This is a genomic window from Mycolicibacterium phocaicum, assembly GCF_010731115.1.
In the GTDB taxonomy this organism is placed as follows: Bacteria; Actinomycetota; Actinomycetes; order Mycobacteriales; family Mycobacteriaceae; genus Mycobacterium; species Mycobacterium phocaicum.
The window spans coordinates 2,436,207-2,451,873 of record NZ_AP022616.1; the positions used below are offsets into that span (position 1 = coordinate 2,436,207).

General features: G+C 67.4%; 15 protein-coding genes. 4 read left to right on the forward strand and 11 right to left on the reverse strand.

The window, feature by feature from the left end:
* Nucleotides 1-42: 42 nt before the first annotated feature.
* Nucleotides 43-513 (reverse strand): Rrf2 family transcriptional regulator, encoded by a 471-nt coding sequence (locus G6N46_RS11650; RefSeq protein WP_061002640.1) that lies wholly within the window; start codon nt 511-513, stop codon nt 43-45.
* A gap of 27 nt (nt 514-540) precedes the next feature.
* The gene (locus G6N46_RS11655) at nt 541-1,137 is read right to left on the reverse strand and encodes a cysteine hydrolase family protein (RefSeq protein WP_138249523.1); all 597 of its coding nucleotides are present in this window, start codon (nt 1,135-1,137) and stop codon (nt 541-543) included.
* A gap of 99 nt (nt 1,138-1,236) precedes the next feature.
* Here G6N46_RS11655 and G6N46_RS11660 point away from each other — a divergent pair, with 99 nt between their 5' ends.
* Nucleotides 1,237-1,680 (forward strand): hypothetical protein, encoded by a 444-nt coding sequence (locus tag G6N46_RS11660; protein ID WP_220098075.1) that lies wholly within the window; start codon nt 1,237-1,239, stop codon nt 1,678-1,680.
* Nucleotides 1,681-1,719: 39 nt separating this feature from the next.
* Here the strand turns inward: G6N46_RS11660 and G6N46_RS11665 are convergent, their stop codons facing one another.
* Nucleotides 1,720-1,998, reverse strand: a complete 279-nt coding sequence (locus G6N46_RS11665; RefSeq protein ID WP_138249524.1) for a hypothetical protein — start codon at nt 1,996-1,998, stop codon at nt 1,720-1,722.
* A 45-nt stretch (nt 1,999-2,043) separates the two neighbouring features.
* Entirely contained in the window at nt 2,044-2,664 is a 621-nt protein-coding gene (locus tag G6N46_RS11670; RefSeq protein WP_138249525.1) for a TetR/AcrR family transcriptional regulator, read from the reverse strand.
* A gap of 109 nt (nt 2,665-2,773) precedes the next feature.
* Between G6N46_RS11670 and G6N46_RS11675 the strand changes: the two genes are divergently transcribed.
* Both G6N46_RS11675 and G6N46_RS11680 read left to right on the forward strand, forming a co-directional pair.
* Nucleotides 2,774-3,700: a metal-dependent hydrolase gene (locus G6N46_RS11675; RefSeq protein WP_138249526.1), complete on the forward strand. Its 927-nt coding sequence runs from the start codon at nt 2,774-2,776 to the stop codon at nt 3,698-3,700.
* Complete coding sequence (locus G6N46_RS11680) at nt 3,693-4,847, forward strand: hypothetical protein (protein WP_138249527.1); 1,155 nt, start codon at nt 3,693-3,695, stop codon at nt 4,845-4,847. Before G6N46_RS11675 ends, G6N46_RS11680 begins: the two co-directional genes overlap by 8 nt.
* Here the strand turns inward: G6N46_RS11680 and G6N46_RS11685 are convergent, their stop codons facing one another.
* The 4 genes from G6N46_RS11685 to cysD all read right to left on the reverse strand — a co-directional run bounded on the left by G6N46_RS11685 (nt 4,848) and on the right by cysD (nt 9,540).
* On the reverse strand, nt 4,848-5,576 hold the full coding sequence (locus G6N46_RS11685) for a hypothetical protein (RefSeq protein ID WP_138249528.1): 729 nt from the start codon (nt 5,574-5,576) through the stop codon (nt 4,848-4,850). It lies immediately after the preceding gene.
* Nucleotides 5,577-5,997: 421 nt separating this feature from the next.
* Nucleotides 5,998-6,744, reverse strand: coding sequence for a 3'(2'),5'-bisphosphate nucleotidase CysQ (locus G6N46_RS11690; RefSeq protein WP_138249529.1), 747 nt, complete (start codon nt 6,742-6,744; stop codon nt 5,998-6,000).
* On the reverse strand, nt 6,741-8,588 hold the full coding sequence (gene cysN, locus G6N46_RS11695; protein WP_138249530.1) for a sulfate adenylyltransferase subunit CysN: 1,848 nt from the start codon (nt 8,586-8,588) through the stop codon (nt 6,741-6,743). The genes G6N46_RS11690 and cysN overlap by 4 nt, the downstream gene beginning before the upstream one ends.
* Before the next feature lies 1 nt (nt 8,589).
* The gene (gene cysD, locus G6N46_RS11700; RefSeq protein WP_174814044.1) at nt 8,590-9,540 is read right to left on the reverse strand and encodes a sulfate adenylyltransferase subunit CysD; all 951 of its coding nucleotides are present in this window, start codon (nt 9,538-9,540) and stop codon (nt 8,590-8,592) included.
* Nucleotides 9,541-9,778: 238 nt separating this feature from the next.
* Between cysD and G6N46_RS11705 the strand changes: the two genes are divergently transcribed.
* Nucleotides 9,779-10,192 (forward strand): PaaI family thioesterase, encoded by a 414-nt coding sequence (locus G6N46_RS11705; RefSeq protein WP_138249532.1) that lies wholly within the window; start codon nt 9,779-9,781, stop codon nt 10,190-10,192.
* A 78-nt stretch (nt 10,193-10,270) separates the two neighbouring features.
* Here G6N46_RS11705 and G6N46_RS11710 read toward each other — a convergent pair whose 3' ends face one another.
* From G6N46_RS11710 to G6N46_RS11720, 3 genes are all read right to left on the reverse strand, one after another.
* Nucleotides 10,271-12,172, reverse strand: coding sequence for an ArnT family glycosyltransferase (locus tag G6N46_RS11710; protein WP_138249533.1), 1,902 nt, complete (start codon nt 12,170-12,172; stop codon nt 10,271-10,273).
* Nucleotides 12,173-12,206: 34 nt separating this feature from the next.
* The gene (locus G6N46_RS11715; protein WP_138249534.1) at nt 12,207-13,463 is read right to left on the reverse strand and encodes a bifunctional glycosyltransferase family 2/GtrA family protein; all 1,257 of its coding nucleotides are present in this window, start codon (nt 13,461-13,463) and stop codon (nt 12,207-12,209) included.
* Between the two features lie 288 nt (nt 13,464-13,751).
* Nucleotides 13,752-15,647, reverse strand: a complete 1,896-nt coding sequence (locus tag G6N46_RS11720) for a glycosyltransferase family 39 protein (RefSeq protein ID WP_234880681.1) — start codon at nt 15,645-15,647, stop codon at nt 13,752-13,754.
* Between the last annotated feature and the right edge of the window lie 20 nt (nt 15,648-15,667).

The following is a 15,667-nucleotide window of genomic DNA, read 5'->3' on the forward strand; positions in this document are numbered from 1 at the left end:
GGAGTGGGGCTAGGTGGAGGTGGGGCTGGCTGCGGGGTGGGGCTAGCTGTGGCCGCGGCGCGCTTCCTGCGTGCGGTAGTCCCCCGCCAGCTCGCTGACGTGGCCGGGCAGATTGCCGCCGGCGACGTCGGCGAGGCTGGTCTGTTCGAGCACCGAGCGCATGCTGGCACGCAGGGCGCGCCACACGTCGGTAAGGGCTGCCGTGGGCCCCGAGTACGGCAGATCCCCCAGCCCCATGTCGCGCACACTTGCCAGCGGACCGTCGATACAGCGCAGGACGTCGGCGATGCTGATGTCGGCGGCCGGCCGGGCCAGTTCGTAGCCGCCGTCGCGGCCGCGATGGCTGCGCACCAGACGGTCGGTGCGCAGGTTGGTCAGGATGTCGACCAGGAACTGCGCGGGGATGCCCTGCGCCTTGGCCAGGTCGTCGGTTTTGACCAGCACACCCTCATCGGCGGCGGCCAGCTCGACCATGGCGCGGACGGCATACTCCGCCTTGGCTGACATCCGCATCAGCCAATCATGCCATTCCGGGCCGGATTAGTCCGGAATAGCTGCGGCGTTGGGAGCCACCACGGCCACCAGATCGGCCAAGCCCGCGAGGCTCGCCGCCTGCAGCGCCGCGGCCGGCACCGGCTGACCGTCAGGGCCGGCCAGCGTGCGCGTCGCGGTCGCGGCGGCCACGACCGTCGGCGCGTATCCGAGGCTGAACGCGCCGCGCGCGGTGGAGTTCACGCACATGTGCGTCATGAACCCGGCAAGCACCAGGTTCGAGGCGCCGAGGGCCTTGAGCCGCTCGTCGAGCTCGGTCTGCACGAACGAGTTCGGGAACTGCTTGACGATCACCGGCTCGTCGCCGCGCGGGGCCACCTGGTCGGCGATGGCACCGATGTCTGCGCGGATGTCGTACAAGGAGCCCGGCCCGTCGTCGTGCTGGATGTGGATGACGGGGATGCCCGCGGTGCGGGCACGGTCGAGCAGTGCGGCGGTCTCGTCGAGCGCGGCCTGCACGCCCTCCAGTTCCATCACCCCTTGCGTGTAGGTGTTCTGGCAGTCGATCAGCACCAGGGCCGAGTCCGCGAGGCGAACCGGTTCGACAGGGAGACTGGACAATTCACGCAGGGTGGGGCGAGTCATCCTGTGAGCCTAGTGGCGTACGGCCGCGGTTAGGCTGTATTCGTGGGGTTGCCGGACTGGTCGAGGTCGAAGATATTCTTGGTCTTGCTGGCTGTCACTGTGCCGATTCTGATTCTCATCGCCGTGAACAAGGCGGACAACTCGAGTGCACCGCCACAGCAAGAGGCCAGTGCCGACTGCCAGCAGGTCGACCAAGCAGTGCGGCATTGGGCACAGGCCCTGCCCGCCATTCAGTTCGGACTGACCCGCTCCGCCGATGCCGCCACTATTATCCGTGACTCCACCACCGCGGCGGCCGCGGTGCGCAATGACTCAGCGACGATCACCGATATGTCATTGCACGACAAGGTAACTGCCCTGGCGGACAAACTCGACACGGTCAGTCGAGGCAAGCCGAGCACCCCGCCGGACTGGCGTCCCGACCAGACCTACATGGATGGATACGCGTCGATGACGCCGCTCGTGCACCAGCTCAAAGTCGCGTGCCCGAACGTCGGCGACGACCCTGCGCCGGCGGGCGTGCCCGCCCCGCCGACGAATTAGCCGCGGCGGGAATCGCTTTCGACCGTCCCGCGCCCGACGCTAGTTGTTGCCGTTGAGGCCCGGATGCAGGCCGGGTGCCACGCTCGGCGCGCCCGGGGCGGTGACGCCGGGGCTGAACAGGTTGCCGCCGGTGGGGCTGATGCTCTTCTCGGTCGGCACCACCGAAGCAGACGTCGACGTGGTCGTCGTCGTGGCGGTGGTCGTCGACGGTGACTGCCCGCCGTTGTTGCTACAACCCGCGGTGAGCACGCCCATCGCAAGGAGTGCGGCCCCGCCGGCCGCGGCCATCAAACGACGAGTGGACAAATGTGTGCTCATACGAACCCAAATTAGCCCTGACCGGGCGTTATCGCCACCGCAGGCTCAGCCGGCCCCGGCAGACCGCTGCCCCAGGATCGCCGCGCCCAGCCAGCGCCGGAGAAAGGACCGCAACTCGTCGGGGGTTCTACCGTCCCCGGCCGGCGCGAGAAAGTACGACAGCATGATGCGCAGCGTGAATTCGACCAGATCACGCAGCGCCACGTCGTCGTACCCGTAGCCGGCCCAGTCGACGTCGAATCGGGTGATCATCTGCATGCCGAAGTCCTGTGCCTCGGCGGAAGCCATGTCGCTGCTGTGAGTGCTGACGTAGGGCGCCGACATCAGGATGCCGAGGTGCGGCGTGCGAGTCACTGCGTCGAGTGTGTAGAGGACGCCTTCGGTCATGGCGTCTGCCGGATCGTGTATTCCGCGCACGTGCTCGCTGAGTTGGTCCAGAAATCCGTCGACCGAGGCGATGGCCGCCGCCCGCATCAGGTCGTCGGCCGTCGGGAAGTACCGGTACACCGTCTGCCGGATGACACCTAGCGATTCGGCGACATCGGCGATGGTGATGGCCGCGCCCGTGGTGGACAGCAGCTCAACTGCCGCGGCGACGATGCGCCGGGTCGCCTCGTCGTCATCGGCGGGCGGCTCCCCACCCCAACCGCGACGTTTGCGTGCCATTCGCCGGACGGTACACGGCCGGCACCGCCCCGGGCATTGACGGATGTTCGCCGACACTGTAACCATACACAGACGACATAGTTTGTATGATTACTGATCGAGGTGCCCAGTGACCGACCTCCAGGTCCGCAAGATGCGGTTCGCTTTCGCGGACCACCCCGTGCCGTTCCTCTGGAACGAGACCAACCCGGCGTTCTCCGCGATGGCAAATGCCGTGTCCTTCTTGGCAATTGCGTTCGAGAAGATGATCGTCAGCACCATGGCCGAAGCCAAGCCACTGCTGACCGACCCGGTGATCGCCGAAGAGGCCGACGCCTTCGTCCGGCAGGAGGGGCAGCATTCGATGGCTCACCGGGCACATGCCCGTGGCCTCATCAAGGCTCATCCGGATCTCAAAGAGACGCTCGACGAGGTGATCGCCGCGTTCGACGATCTCGTCGCCAACAAGCCCCTCAAGTACCGGCTGGCCTACACCGCCGACCTGGAGGCGACGTTCACACCGGTGTTCAAGCTGATGCTCGACCATGACGACACGTTGTTCGCGCCGGGCGACGATCGCGTCGCGTCACTGTTCTTGTGGCACTTCGTCGAAGAGGTCGAGCACCGGAGTTCCGCACTGATCATCTACAACGGCCTGGTCGACGATCCCTGGTACCGCATGCGGGTGGCGCCGTCGATCTTCAAACACGTCATGGACTGCATCCGCATGGCGTGCAACGGGTTCAACAAGCATCTGCCGCTGGAGGTCCGCAAGGTCGACGCGCTGTCGGCGTTCGCGCTCGAGCGCCGGAAGAACACCATCTTGAAGAAGCTGGGCCGGATTCCCGACTTCGGACCGTTCACGAGTGCGTTCCACGATCTGCCGGTGCGCGAGCAATTGGTGGCGCTGTCGGGCATCGTCCGCAGCCAGATCCCGGGCCACAATCCGGAGCACGAGAAGCTGCCCGAACTCGCGGCCGAATGGTTCGAGCGCTACGACGCCGGCTACGACGTCACCCACTGGTACACCGCCGGAAAGCAGAACGCCCATGTCTGACCTGTGTTCGCCGACGTTCGCGGATCTTGCCGGGCGCCTTGGTTTCTCCTGCCAGACTGCAGGTGGCCTGCTCGAGGTCCGCAATCCCCTGCAGCTGGAGAACTGGACCCTGCCGGTCCTCGAGTTGACGGTGATCACCGGCGCGGTGCTGACGCTCGTCTACGCGATCATCCGCTGGCGTCGCCACGGTGACGCCACCAACATCGCACTGTGGTTCGGCGCCGTGGCCTACCTGCTGATCATCGAGCCGCCGCTGTACTTCCCCGCGGCCTTCGGCATCGCCGACCGGGTCGACACCATGTTCGCGCACAACGTGTTCACGGTCGACTTCCTGTGGGGCCGGCTGCCGCTGTACATCGTGGCGATCTACCCGATGATGGCGACCGTCGCATTCGAAATCGTCCGCAGCCTAGGGGTTTTCCGGCGGTACGGCACGCTGGTCGGGGCGGTGTGCGTGGGATTCGTCCACCACGCGTTCTACGAGATCTTCGACCACTTGGGCCCGCAACTGCGGTGGTGGGAATGGTCGGTGCACAACCCGATGAACCAGCCGATGTTCGACTCCGTGCCGCTGCCCAGCGTGGTGGTCTTCGCCGCGCTGTGGCCGATGTCGCTGGCGTTGTGCGTGCAGTTCTTCGTGGGCCGGCACGCCGATCGGGGCCGCCGCTTCAGCGGCTTCGAAATCGTCTGGCGCACTGTGGTTGCCGGGGTGTTGGCGTCGCTGGGTACGGCGATCCTGCCGCTGCCCGCGACCGTGATCGGCGGGGTGACCGGCAGCAGCACCGCAGGCGGCATCGCCTACGCGGCCGAACTGGTGGCGGTGTGCGCGGTGGCGGTCTGGGCGCTGATCTCCCAGTGGCGCCGGCTGCGCGGGACCGTGGCCAGCCCGACCGAGCCGCGGTACACGAGCCCGTCATGGTTGATCGGCTACGCCGTCGCCTACCTGGTCGTGATGGCGGCGCTCTGGTTCGGCGCACTGCCGGCGTACTTCGGGGCGGTCAACGGCGTTACCGCGCATGGGGATCCGATCGGCAGCTTGTGGTACACGGTGATGTGCTTTGTCATCGCGATCCTGTGCATCGTCGCGGTGCGCACCGTGGCGCCTGCGCTACAGAAGGAACGGCTGTCGGCGGCAGCCACGAGCTGACTATTCGTAGTGATCGATCCAGTCACGAAGGTGAACCGCGTAGGCGTCAAGACCAGCCAGCGCAACCGGAGAGTCACGGTAGTCGCGGCGTGCATCGGCCAAAAACACCAACGCATCGGCGGAACCCAATTGCCCGCCCATCTCAGTCGGGTAGCGCTGGTCGGGTTCCCCTGTTGTCGCCCAACGGAGTTGATGATTGTCAACAAAGGTTCTGACTGCGGCCATCGCACGCAAGTGCGCTTCGACCTCTGACAGTCGAGCGCCGTAGATTTCATGCGGGATCCGGGCGCCGCCGAACGCGGCTTCCAGCGATGGCTCCTCCGCCCCTGCAGCGGCGATCGCATCCCAGATCGGTTTCGAGATGAGCGCATGGACGATAGCGTCGTTGTCGAGCGCAGCCATCGGTGACAGGTAACCCTCCGCGATCTCGTCACTCATGGTCCCTGTCCGTTCGCAGAGCCCGAGTAGCACTTCGATGTCGTCGATCGCCTCGACGTAGTCGTCGTCTTTCCCGGTGTGCCACCTGCCCACGAACCGGCCGCCACGGTGCTGCTGAACGAAATAGTCGAGCACCAATTGAGTACCAGCGTCTTCGTCTACGCCGTCGATGGTGCCGAGGCGGTCATACGTCCCCGAAATACCATGGGATATCGGCTCATATCCCTCGGGCGTCTTTCGTAGGATGATAGCGACAGTCCCGCCATAGTTGAGGTCGACACCGGTCAGCATGCAATTGCAGTCAAAGAACCCCACATCAGCATCCTGACACGGCTCAGAGTTCGGTCCCGACGCCAATCTTTGACTCTGCGCGTCGACTGCGAACCTACGCACATGGCTACTCGAACTACTACGACGTCAGTTCGCACTCAACGGACGCGCGAATCCATTGCTTCAATCACGAGGCACTATCGACCATCCCTGTTGAAGGCAGGTACTTTTTCGGGCAGTCAGAGGTCCCTGAGTGCAGTATCGGGTGGCAGATACCATGCCGATTGCGCTCAGGGACTTTTCACCGTCTTCCTGCGGACGTGGGCCGTGCGCTGAAGGCGCATAGAAGACGCAACGCGCACGATCAACGCCAGGCCGCCCCAGATACGCGAAATGGCTGCGGAAACCTACGTTCCCACAGCCATTTCGGCCATCTCACGAGCTACTGCGTCGCGGTGATCGCCAGTACCCGTTCAGCCAGTTCCGGCCGGCACACCACCAGGTCGGGCAGCTTCGGGTCCTCGCGGTTGTAGACCAACGGCGAGCCGTCGATGCGCGAGGTGTGCAGCCCGGCAGCACGGGCCACCGCGACCGGCGCGGCGGAGTCCCACTCGAACTGACCACCAGCGTGGACGTACACGTCCGCCCGGCCCTGGATCACGGCCGCGACTTTGGCTCCGGCCGAACCCATTTCAACCAGGACCCCGTCGAGCGCGTCCCGAACGGCGAGAGCGACGGCCGGCGGCCGCGTGCGAGACACCACGATGCGCGGCGGGCCGTCGACGGCACGCGGCGCGGCCACCTCCGGCGTGTGCAGCGTGGTGTTCTGCGCCGGCAGCGCCACGGCGCCGGCAACCAGCTCGCCGGCTTCCCACAGCGCCACGTGCACGGCCCAGTCGTCACGGTCGAGCTCGGAGAACTCGCGGGTGCCGTCGAGCGGGTCGATGATCCACACCCGGTCGGAGGTCAGGCGGGCGTTGTTGGCCCGCTCCTCCTCCGTCGCCTCCTCGGAGAGCACCGCGTCGTCGGGACGCAGCCGCGCGAGCTCCGTCATCAGGAACTCGTGAGAGCGCTTGTCCCCCGCGGCTTTCCGCTCGGCGGCGTCGGCCGCGGCGTACTCGGCCCGCACGTCGAGCAGCAGGTCACCCGCGCGAGTGGCCAGCCGCTCGGCGATCTCATGATCGATCATCTTGGCGCCACCAGCATGTCGACGACGCGCTGCGCCTGAGCGTCCAGATCTTCCGGCGAGAGCTTCAGATCCGGGTTCTTCGGCCGCTGGTAGGGACTGTCGATACCGGTGAAGTGCGTGATCTCACCGGCACGCGCCTTGGCGTACAGGCCCTTGGGGTCACGGGCCTCGCAGTCGGCCAATGGGGTGTCCATGAACACCTCGAAGAATTCGAATCCCTGGTCGGTGTGGACCTTTCGCGCCAATTCGCGGTGCTCTTCCAGCGGGCTGATCGCCGGTACCAGCACGATCTGGCCGGAGTCGGCCAGCAGCGTGGCGATGTGGGCCAGGCGGCGCAGGTTTTCCGAGCGGTCGGCCATGGAGAAGCCCAGGTCCGAGTTCAGCCCGTGACGCAGGTTGTCACCGTCGAGAACATATGCGGGACGGCCCAATTCGAGCAGCTTGCGCTCCACCAGCATGGCCACCGACGACTTGCCCGAACCGGACAGGCCGGTGAACCACACCGTGCTGCCCTTGGACAGCCGGTCCTCGGCGGTGACGAGATTGGCGTGGCGCACCGCATTCGGCGTCGCCGACCGGCTGGCGGCCGGCGTGGTGTCGCGCACCATGCCCGCGGCGACAGTGCCGTTGGTGTCCGGGTCGATCAGGATGAACGAACCCGTCACCGCGTTCCGCGAGTACTCATCCAGCAGCAGCGGCTGCTGCGTACGCAGCGTGACGCGGCCGAGTTCGTTGAGCTTCAACGCCGTTGCGCTCTTGTCGCGGTGCAGGGTGTTGACGTCCAGCCGGTAGTCCAGATCAGACACCCGGGCCCGCGTGGTGCGCGTGGTGTGCTTGATGATGTAGTCCCGGCCCGGCTCGAGCGCCGCGTCGTCGGACATCCAGCACACGGTGGCGTCGAATTCCTGCGTGGTGTGCGGCTGGTTGTGTACCCGGGCGATCATGTCGCCACGCGAGATGTCGATGTCGTCGGCCAGGCTGACCGAGACCGCCATGGGCGCGAAGGCCTCCTCGAGCGGACCGGTGGGTCCGTCGATCGCGGTGATGGTGCTGGTCTTTCCCGCTGGGAGAACGATGATTTCATCACCGGGGCGCATGACGCCACTGGCGACGGTGCCCGCGTAGCTGCGGTGGTCGGCGTGCTCGTGAGTCTGCGGCCGGATGACGTACTGCACCGGGAACCGCACGTCCATGAGGTTGCGGTCACCGGCGATGTACACCTCTTCGAGGTGGCTCAGCAGCGACGGACCCTCGTACCACGGCGTCTTGTCCGACTTGGTCACCACGTTGTCGCCGGCCAGCGCCGACAGCGGGATGGTGGTGACGTCCTGGATGTCGAGGCGGGCCACGAACTCGTGGAAGTCGTCGCGGATCTTCTCGAAACGCTCACGGTCCCAATCGATCAGGTCCATCTTGTTGACGGCCAGCACGATGTGCTGGATGCCGAGCAGCGATGCCAGGAAGGCGTGCCGGCGCGACTGCTCCAGCAGCCCGTGGCGGGCGTCGACCAGCACGATGGCCAGCTGCGCCGTCGAGGTGCCGGTGACCATGTTGCGGGTGTACTGGATGTGCCCCGGGGTGTCGGCGATGATGAATTTCCGCTTGGCCGTGGCGAAGTAGCGGTAGGCGACATCGATGGTGATGCCCTGTTCCCGCTCGGCACGCAGGCCGTCGGTGACCAGCGCGAGGTCGGTGTAGCCGTGGCCACGTTCCTTGGAGGTGCGCTCGACGGCGGCCAGCTGGTCCTCCATGACGGCCTTGCTGTCATAGAGCAGCCGGCCGATCAGCGTGGACTTGCCGTCATCGACGGAGCCAGCAGTGGCGATACGAAGCAACGTTGCCATATCAGAAGTAGCCTTCCCGCTTGCGGTCTTCCATGCCGGCCTCAGAAATCCGGTCGTCTGCGCGGGTCGCGCCGCGCTCGGTCAGTCGGGACACCGCGGTCTCGGCGATGACTTCCTCGACGGTCGAAGCCTCCGACTCGACGCAACCGGTGCAGGTGACGTCGCCGACGGTGCGGAAGCGCACGGTCTTGGTGATGACCGGCTCGTCGTCGTTCGGCTTCAGGTACTCGTGCACTGCCAGCAGCATGCCGTCGCGCTCGAACACCTGGCGCTCGTGCGCGTAGTAGATGCTCGGCAGCGCGATCTCCTCGGCGCCGATGTAGGCCCAGATGTCGTACTCGGTCCAGTTCGACAGCGGGAAGACGCGGATGTGCTCACCCTTGCGGTGCCGGCCGTTGTACAGGTTCCACAGCTCGGGGCGCTGGTTCTTGGGGTCCCACTGGCCGAACTCGTCGCGGAAGCTGAAGACGCGCTCTTTGGCGCGGGCCTTCTCCTCGTCGCGGCGGGCGCCACCGAAGGCGGCGTCGAACTTGTTCTCGCGGATGCCGCGCAGCAGCGACACGGTCTGCAGCGGGTTGCGCGACGGGCCGTTGTCGACGACGCGGCCGGCCGCGATGTCGTCTTCGACGCTGGCCACGACCAGGCGCAAGTTGTGCTTCTCGACGAGGGCGTCGCGGGTGGCGATCACCTCTTCGAAGTTGTGGCCCGTGTCGACGTGCATGACGGGGAACGGCAGCCGGCCCGGCGCGAACGCCTTGATGGCCAGGTGCAGCATCACGATCGAGTCCTTGCCACCGGAGAACAGCAGCACCGGCCGCTCGAACTCCGCGGCGACCTCGCGGATGATGTGGATGGCCTCGGCCTCCAGCGATCGCAGATGGCTCAATTCGTATTTGGCGGCCCGCTGGTCCACCTTGGACGCCTCGGCGGCGTCGGGAGTGACGGTCATCATTTCCCCGTAAAGTTGGTAGAACTGGTCAAGTTAAGAACCATGGTCGGAATTTACGTGTCCGGTGGTGGAGTGTCAACGGTTGCAACCACCCAGATCAGGGAGAACAACGCGCCCGGCGGCTGCTGGCTTCCCCAGTCAGCTGGCGGTGGGTTCGGCTGCCCCACACTTCGCGCCCGACAGCCATCACTACCTGCCAGGTAATTGAACCGACTACCCGCCGCGCGCAGACTTCGATGGCATGAGCCCCAGTACCGGCGCCGAGGTCATGGCGCAGTTCATCCCGCAGTCCCCGCTTGTCGCCAAGCTGGGCATCGTCGCCGAAGTGCTCGATGCCCCCGAGGTTCGGCTGCGGATGCCGTGGGACCCGACCAACACCACGCTCGCCGACATGGTGCATGGCGGCGCCATCGCCGCACTCGCCGATGTCACGGTCATGGCTGCGGCGTGGTCCACCGAACGCGAGCCGGAATCGCTTCGCGGCGTGACGATCTCGATGTCGGTCCAGTACCTGGCACCAGCCCGGTCGACCGACCTCATCGGCGTCGGCCGCGTGCTGCACCGCGGAAAGTCCCTGGTGCACTGCGAAGTCGAGATCGAGACCCCGGGCGGCGATCCGGTGGCCAAGGCCGTCGGCACCTACAAGATCGGCTGAGCGCGGACGCCTGATTCACGTTGCGCCTCGGATCGCAGCCAGGATGTGGCTGCCATCCGAGGCACAACGCGGCAGCAATCAGTGCGGTGCTTCCAGGTCGTAGACGGTCGCGCCGCCGACGTCGAGCTTGGCGAAGTGCGCCGTCACCCATGCGGTGATGTCCGCGGCACTCCCTCGTTCACGGCCTCCGGGTCCTGGACCGCGCTTGTGATCGCCGGCGATGAAGTAGTGGATCTGGCCGTCCTCGACGTACTGCTTGAACTGCGCCAGGGTCGGCGCGTTATCGCCGCCGGAGAATCCGCCGATCGCCATCAACGACTTACCGGTGCTCAATTCGAGGTCCCCGGCCTGGAAGGACCCCACCGTCGCTGCTGCCCACCGATTGTTCGCGCCCCGGATCAGGTTCTCGAGTTCGGCATTGGGTCCCTCGCGGCCGGGGCCACCCGGGCCGCCGGGACCACCGCCCGGCCACGCGTCGCCGCCGGTCCGCGGCGGACCGGACATCGAGCCGGGACCACTGCTGTGACCTTGCGCCACGTTGTACAACGTGAACGATGCCGACCCGGCCAGGGCCGCGGCGATCGCGATACCGGCGACGACCGCGGTGAACCGTCCGGAGCGCGCCCCGGCCACCACGATGGCCACTGCCGCCAGCACCGCCACCGCGGCGATGCTCCAGCGCAGGGCGGGCATCCAGCCCGGGGTGCGTGACAGGAGTGCGAACGCCCAGCCGGCCGAGCCGACCAGAAGCAACGCAAGCAGCAGGCGGGCCGGCAACGTGTCCCGGCGCTGCCACAGGTGCGCCACCGTCATGCCCGCCAACGCAGCCACCGCGGGGGCGAGCGCGACGTTGTAATACGGGTGCACCGTGCCGTCCATGAAGCTGAACACCACGCCGGTCACGAGAAGCCAACCGCCCCAGAGCACTACCCCGGCGCGGCCCAGGTCGGTGCGGGGCGCGCGGCGAGTGGCCCACAGCAACAGCACCAGACCGATCAATGCCACCGGCAGCAGCCACGAGATCTCGACACCCATCGACGGGCCGAACAGTCGGGTGATGCCGGCGTGCCCACCGAAGAACAGGTTGTCCCGCATACCGCCGCCGGGACCGCCGCTGGGACGGTCGCCACCGGTGATCCGCTCGATGCCGTTGTAGCCCAACGCCAACTGCAGCAGGCTGTTGTCGGTGGACCCGGCGATATACGGACGGGCGTCGGCGGGCCACAGGCTCACCAGCGCGATGTACCAGCCAGCCGAAACCACGAGGGCCACACCGGACATCAGCAGCGCGCTGATGCGGCGCCCGACACTGAACGGCGCGGCGACCAGGAACGCCAATGCCAGTCCCGGTACCGGCAGGAAGGCCTGCAGCATCTTGGTCAGGAAGGCGAATCCGACGACGACGCCGGTCGCCGTCATCCAGCGCGCGGAGACGGCGAAGTCCTTCGACTGGATGGCCCGCACCGTGCAGTAGGCCGCGGTGATCAGCAGCAGCACGAGCAGCGCGTCCGGGTTGTTGAACCGGAACATCAGGGCCGCAACGGGTGTCACCGCCAGCACCAGACCGGCCAACAGTCCGGCGGCCGCACCGCTGGTGCGACGGACCGTCGCATACAGCATCCCGACCGACGCCACGCCCATGAGTGCCTGCGGCAGCAGCATGCTGAACGCGCTGAATCCCAACAGCCGGCCCGACAGGCCCATCAGCCACAGGGCCGCCGGCGGCTTGTCGACCGTGATCGCATTGCCGGCGTCAAATGAGCCGAACAGCAACGCTTCCCAGTTCTGGGTGCCCGCCTGGGCTGCGGCGGCGTAGTACGAGTTGGCCCAACCCGAGGAGCCGAGCGCCCACAGGTACAGCACGGCGGTCGCGGCCAGCAGCGTCAGCAGCGCGGACCGTTCCCATACGGGCCGGGCCCAGATTGCTGGGCGCCGACGGGGTTTGGGTAGCTGAGCGACGGTGGGTGCAGTGGCGATCACGCGCGGGTCTCCTCTGAAGCGATTGGTAGGCAGGTCAATTCGCACGCCGCGGGTGGAATACCCAACCGCGCAGCAGCACGAACCGCACCGCAGTGGCGACGAGGTTCGCGGCCACCAGCACGCTCAGTTCGAGGAGATGGTGGGCGTGCGGTGCGAACGCGTGCAGCCCGGCCAGCGCGCCGCTGGTGATGGCCAGCGCGATACCGAAGACGATCAACCCCTCGAACTGGTGACGGGTCGCGCTCGCCGCTCCCCCACCCCGGACACCGAATGTGAAGCGCCGGTTGGCGGCGGTGTTGACGATCGCGGTGACCAGCAGGGCGATCAGGTTGGCCGTCTGCGCGCCGAGCGCGGCGTGCATCATCATGAACAGCAGCAGGTAGGCCAGCGTCGAGGCGACGCCGATGGTCCCGAACCGGACAACCTGGCGCAGCAGCGAACGGGGTGCGGCCGCCCTGGTCGACGAACCCAGCTGCGCGGCAATGGTGTTCACCGGGATGCTGCCGTTGGCGAACCCGCGCAACAACCGGCCGACGCCGCGGAGGTCTGCGGCCGCGGTGGCGATGATGTCCACCCGGCTGTCGGGATCGTCGACCCAGTCGACGGGGACCTCGTGGATGCGCAGGCCCGTGCGCTCGGCCAGCACCAGCAGTTCGGTGTCGAAGAACCAGCCGGTGTCCTCGACGAGCGGCAGCAGCGCCTGGGCCACGTCGGCCCGGATGGCCTTGAAGCCGCACTGGGCGTCGGAGAACTTCGCCGACAGCGCCCCGCGCAGGATCAGGTTGTAGCAGCGAGAGATGAACTCCCGCTTCGGCCCCCGCACGACCCGGGAGGACCGGGCCAGCCGGGTGCCGATCGCCAGGTCCGAGTGGCCCGAGATCAGCGGCGCCACCAGCGGGCCGAGGGCGGCCAGGTCGGTGGAGAGGTCGACGTCCATGTAGACCAGCACCGGCGACTGCGAGTGCGACCACACCTCGTGCAGCGCCCGCCCCCGGCCCTTGAGCTCGAGTCGCACGACGCGGACGTTGTCCAACTCGGCGGCCAACTCGGCGGCGACCCGCGGGGTGTCGTCGATGCTGGCGTTGTCGGCGATGGTGATCTGCACCGGGTACGGCACGTGCTCCTCGAGGTGGCGGTGCAACCGGCGGATCGAGCCGGGCAGTGCGACCTGCTCGTTGTACACGGGGACCACGATGTCCAGCACCGGGACGCCGGCGGCGCGTGCGGCGAGGGCGGCATTTGGGCGCGTAGTGAAGCGTTGCTCGGCGTCGCGCTCGACCAGGTTCGTCATGACATTGATCTTCAGCCGGTACCTTTAGGCCGCCATGGGCTGAAGCTATGGGCGAGCTATGTGTTTGAGGCCGTCGTCGACTCCGCGGCCACGGCGCAAAAGCACGAGTAGACAGCGCCCACACCGCAGGATCAACACGGCGCTCACATCGACTCCGCTGCCAGGGCGCAAAAGCGCGAGTAGACAGCGCCCACACCGCAGGATCAACACGCGCCCACATTGACTCCGCGGCCACGGCGCAAAAGTGCGAGTAGAGAGCGCCCACACCGCAGAGTCAACGCGGCAGGGTCAGTGCGGCTGGGCCAACGGCTGCGTCAGGTCGTAGACGACGGTGTTGTCGACGGTGGTGGCGGTGAAGTGCTGGCCGACCCAGGTGGCGATCTGCTGAGATTCCTGCTTGGCGTCGTCCTGCCCGTGGGGTCCCCAGCCCATCTTGACGTCGCCTTCCACGAAGTAGTGGATCTGACCGGCAGCGACGTACTGCTGGAACTGTGCCAACGTGGGCGCGGGATCGGTGCCGTTGAAGCCGCCGATCGCCATCACCGGGACGCGGGCGGCCAGCTGGTAGCCGGCGGCGTTGGTGGAGCCGACGACGGCCGCCGCCCAGCGGTACCTCCCGGCGTCGGTACCGAGCAGCGACGTCAAGGCCGCTCCCGGCACCGGCGATTCGAACAGTCCGCCGCGGGGCCGAAAGCCTTGCGGCGGTGCGCCCATCGCATGGCCGGGCCCACCGGCGGGACCGCGGGCCTTGCCGTGTCCGGGCGGCGGCCCCCAGCCGGCGCTGCGGCCGCCGGGCCCGCTCACGGACGGCATCGCTCCGGTATGCGAAACACTCGCGGTGGCAATCGAATACGCGGTCGGGGCGGCCAGGCACACCAGGACCGCCACGGCCACCGCCAGGCGTGCGGAGCCGAATCGAGGCGGCGCGAGCAGCAGCAGGGCGGCGACGACGCCGACGATCAGCACCGACGTCCGCAGCCACGTCACGTCAGCGCGGCCCAGCAGCAGCGCAGCCACCGCCGCCGTCGCGACCACGGTGCCCGCCATGGTCAGTCGGGCCGGCCAGCCGGCGCGGTTGCGCCACAACAGCACCGACCCGATTCCCACGCAGGCTCCGATGGCCGGTGCGAGCGCCACCGTGTAGTACTGATGCACGATCCCGTTGGCGAAGCTGAACACCACGGCGGTGCACACCAGCCACCCACCCCAGAGGATGAGCGCGGCCCGCGTCGGATCGGTGCGCGGCAGCCGGCGCGTGAGCACCACTCCCGCGATCAGGCAGATCAGCGCCGCGGGCAGCAGCCACCCCGCGTAGGTGCCCATGCTCGTGCCCAGCAGCCGATCCCACCCCGCGTCGAAGTTCGGGTTGCCCAGGCCGCCGGGCTCGTTCCCGTTCAGCCGGCCGACGCCGTTGTAGCCCAGGGCCAGTTCGATGATCGAATCATGTTGCGATCCGCCGACATACGGGCGCGACGAGGACGGCCACAGTTCGACCAGCGCGAGGTGCCAGCCGCCGGAGATGACCATGGCCGCCGTGCCGCCGAGCAACCGCCACAACCGGGTCCGCACCGGCGACGGCCCGGCGACCAGGTACGCGGCCGCAAAGGCCGGCAGCACCAGGAAAGCCTGCAGCATCTTGGCCAGGAACGCGAATCCGGCGGCTACCCCGGCGGCGACCAACCACCAACGGCCCGCGTCTTTTTCGCACGCGCGCTGCACGCAGTAGGCACCGAGCACGAGGAGCAGGACGAGCAGCGCGTCAGGATTGTTGAAGCGGAACATCAAGGCGGCCACGGGCGTCAGCGCGAACACCGCGCCGGCCAGCAGCGCGGCGGCAGACCCGGCGGCGCGGCGCACCGCGGCATACAGCACCGCCACCGCCGCCACACCCATCAGGGCCTGCGGCACCAGGATGCTCCAGGAACTGAGCCCGAACAGCCGGACCGACAGGTCCATCACCCACAGCGCACCGGGCGTCTTGTCGACAGTGATGGCATTACCGGAGTCGCTGGCGCCGAACAGCATTGCGGTCCAGTCGCTGGCACCGGCCTGCGCCGCCGCTGAATAGAAGCTGTTGGCCCAACCGCTCACCGACAGGTTCCACAGGTACAGCACAGCGGTGCCCGCGAGCAGGAGCCCGAGCTGGAGTCGCTCGCCAAATGGGCGGCGTGGTGCGGAATTCACCAGTCTGATTGTGGGCGCGT

What these genes read in the sequence shown, in the direction of transcription:
- G6N46_RS11650 (WP_061002640.1), bottom strand. Translation starts at nt 513, where the DNA reads ATGCGGATGTCAGCCAAGGCGGAGTATGCCGTCCGCGCCATGGTCGAG.
- G6N46_RS11655 (WP_138249523.1), bottom strand. Translation starts at nt 1,137, where the DNA reads ATGACTCGCCCCACCCTGCGTGAATTGTCCAGTCTCCCTGTCGAACCG.
- G6N46_RS11665 (WP_138249524.1), bottom strand. Translation starts at nt 1,998, where the DNA reads ATGAGCACACATTTGTCCACTCGTCGTTTGATGGCCGCGGCCGGCGGG.
- G6N46_RS11670 (WP_138249525.1), bottom strand. Translation starts at nt 2,664, where the DNA reads ATGGCACGCAAACGTCGCGGTTGGGGTGGGGAGCCGCCCGCCGATGAC.
- G6N46_RS11680 (WP_138249527.1), top strand. Translation starts at nt 3,693, where the DNA reads ATGTCTGACCTGTGTTCGCCGACGTTCGCGGATCTTGCCGGGCGCCTT.
- G6N46_RS11685 (WP_138249528.1), bottom strand. Translation starts at nt 5,576, where the DNA reads ATGCTGACCGGTGTCGACCTCAACTATGGCGGGACTGTCGCTATCATC.
- G6N46_RS11690 (WP_138249529.1), bottom strand. Translation starts at nt 6,744, where the DNA reads ATGATCGATCATGAGATCGCCGAGCGGCTGGCCACTCGCGCGGGTGAC.
- cysN (WP_138249530.1), bottom strand. Translation starts at nt 8,588, where the DNA reads ATGGCAACGTTGCTTCGTATCGCCACTGCTGGCTCCGTCGATGACGGC.
- cysD (WP_174814044.1), bottom strand. Translation starts at nt 9,540, where the DNA reads ATGATGACCGTCACTCCCGACGCCGCCGAGGCGTCCAAGGTGGACCAG.
- G6N46_RS11705 (WP_138249532.1), top strand. Translation starts at nt 9,779, where the DNA reads ATGAGCCCCAGTACCGGCGCCGAGGTCATGGCGCAGTTCATCCCGCAG.
- G6N46_RS11715 (WP_138249534.1), bottom strand. Translation starts at nt 13,463, where the DNA reads ATGACGAACCTGGTCGAGCGCGACGCCGAGCAACGCTTCACTACGCGC.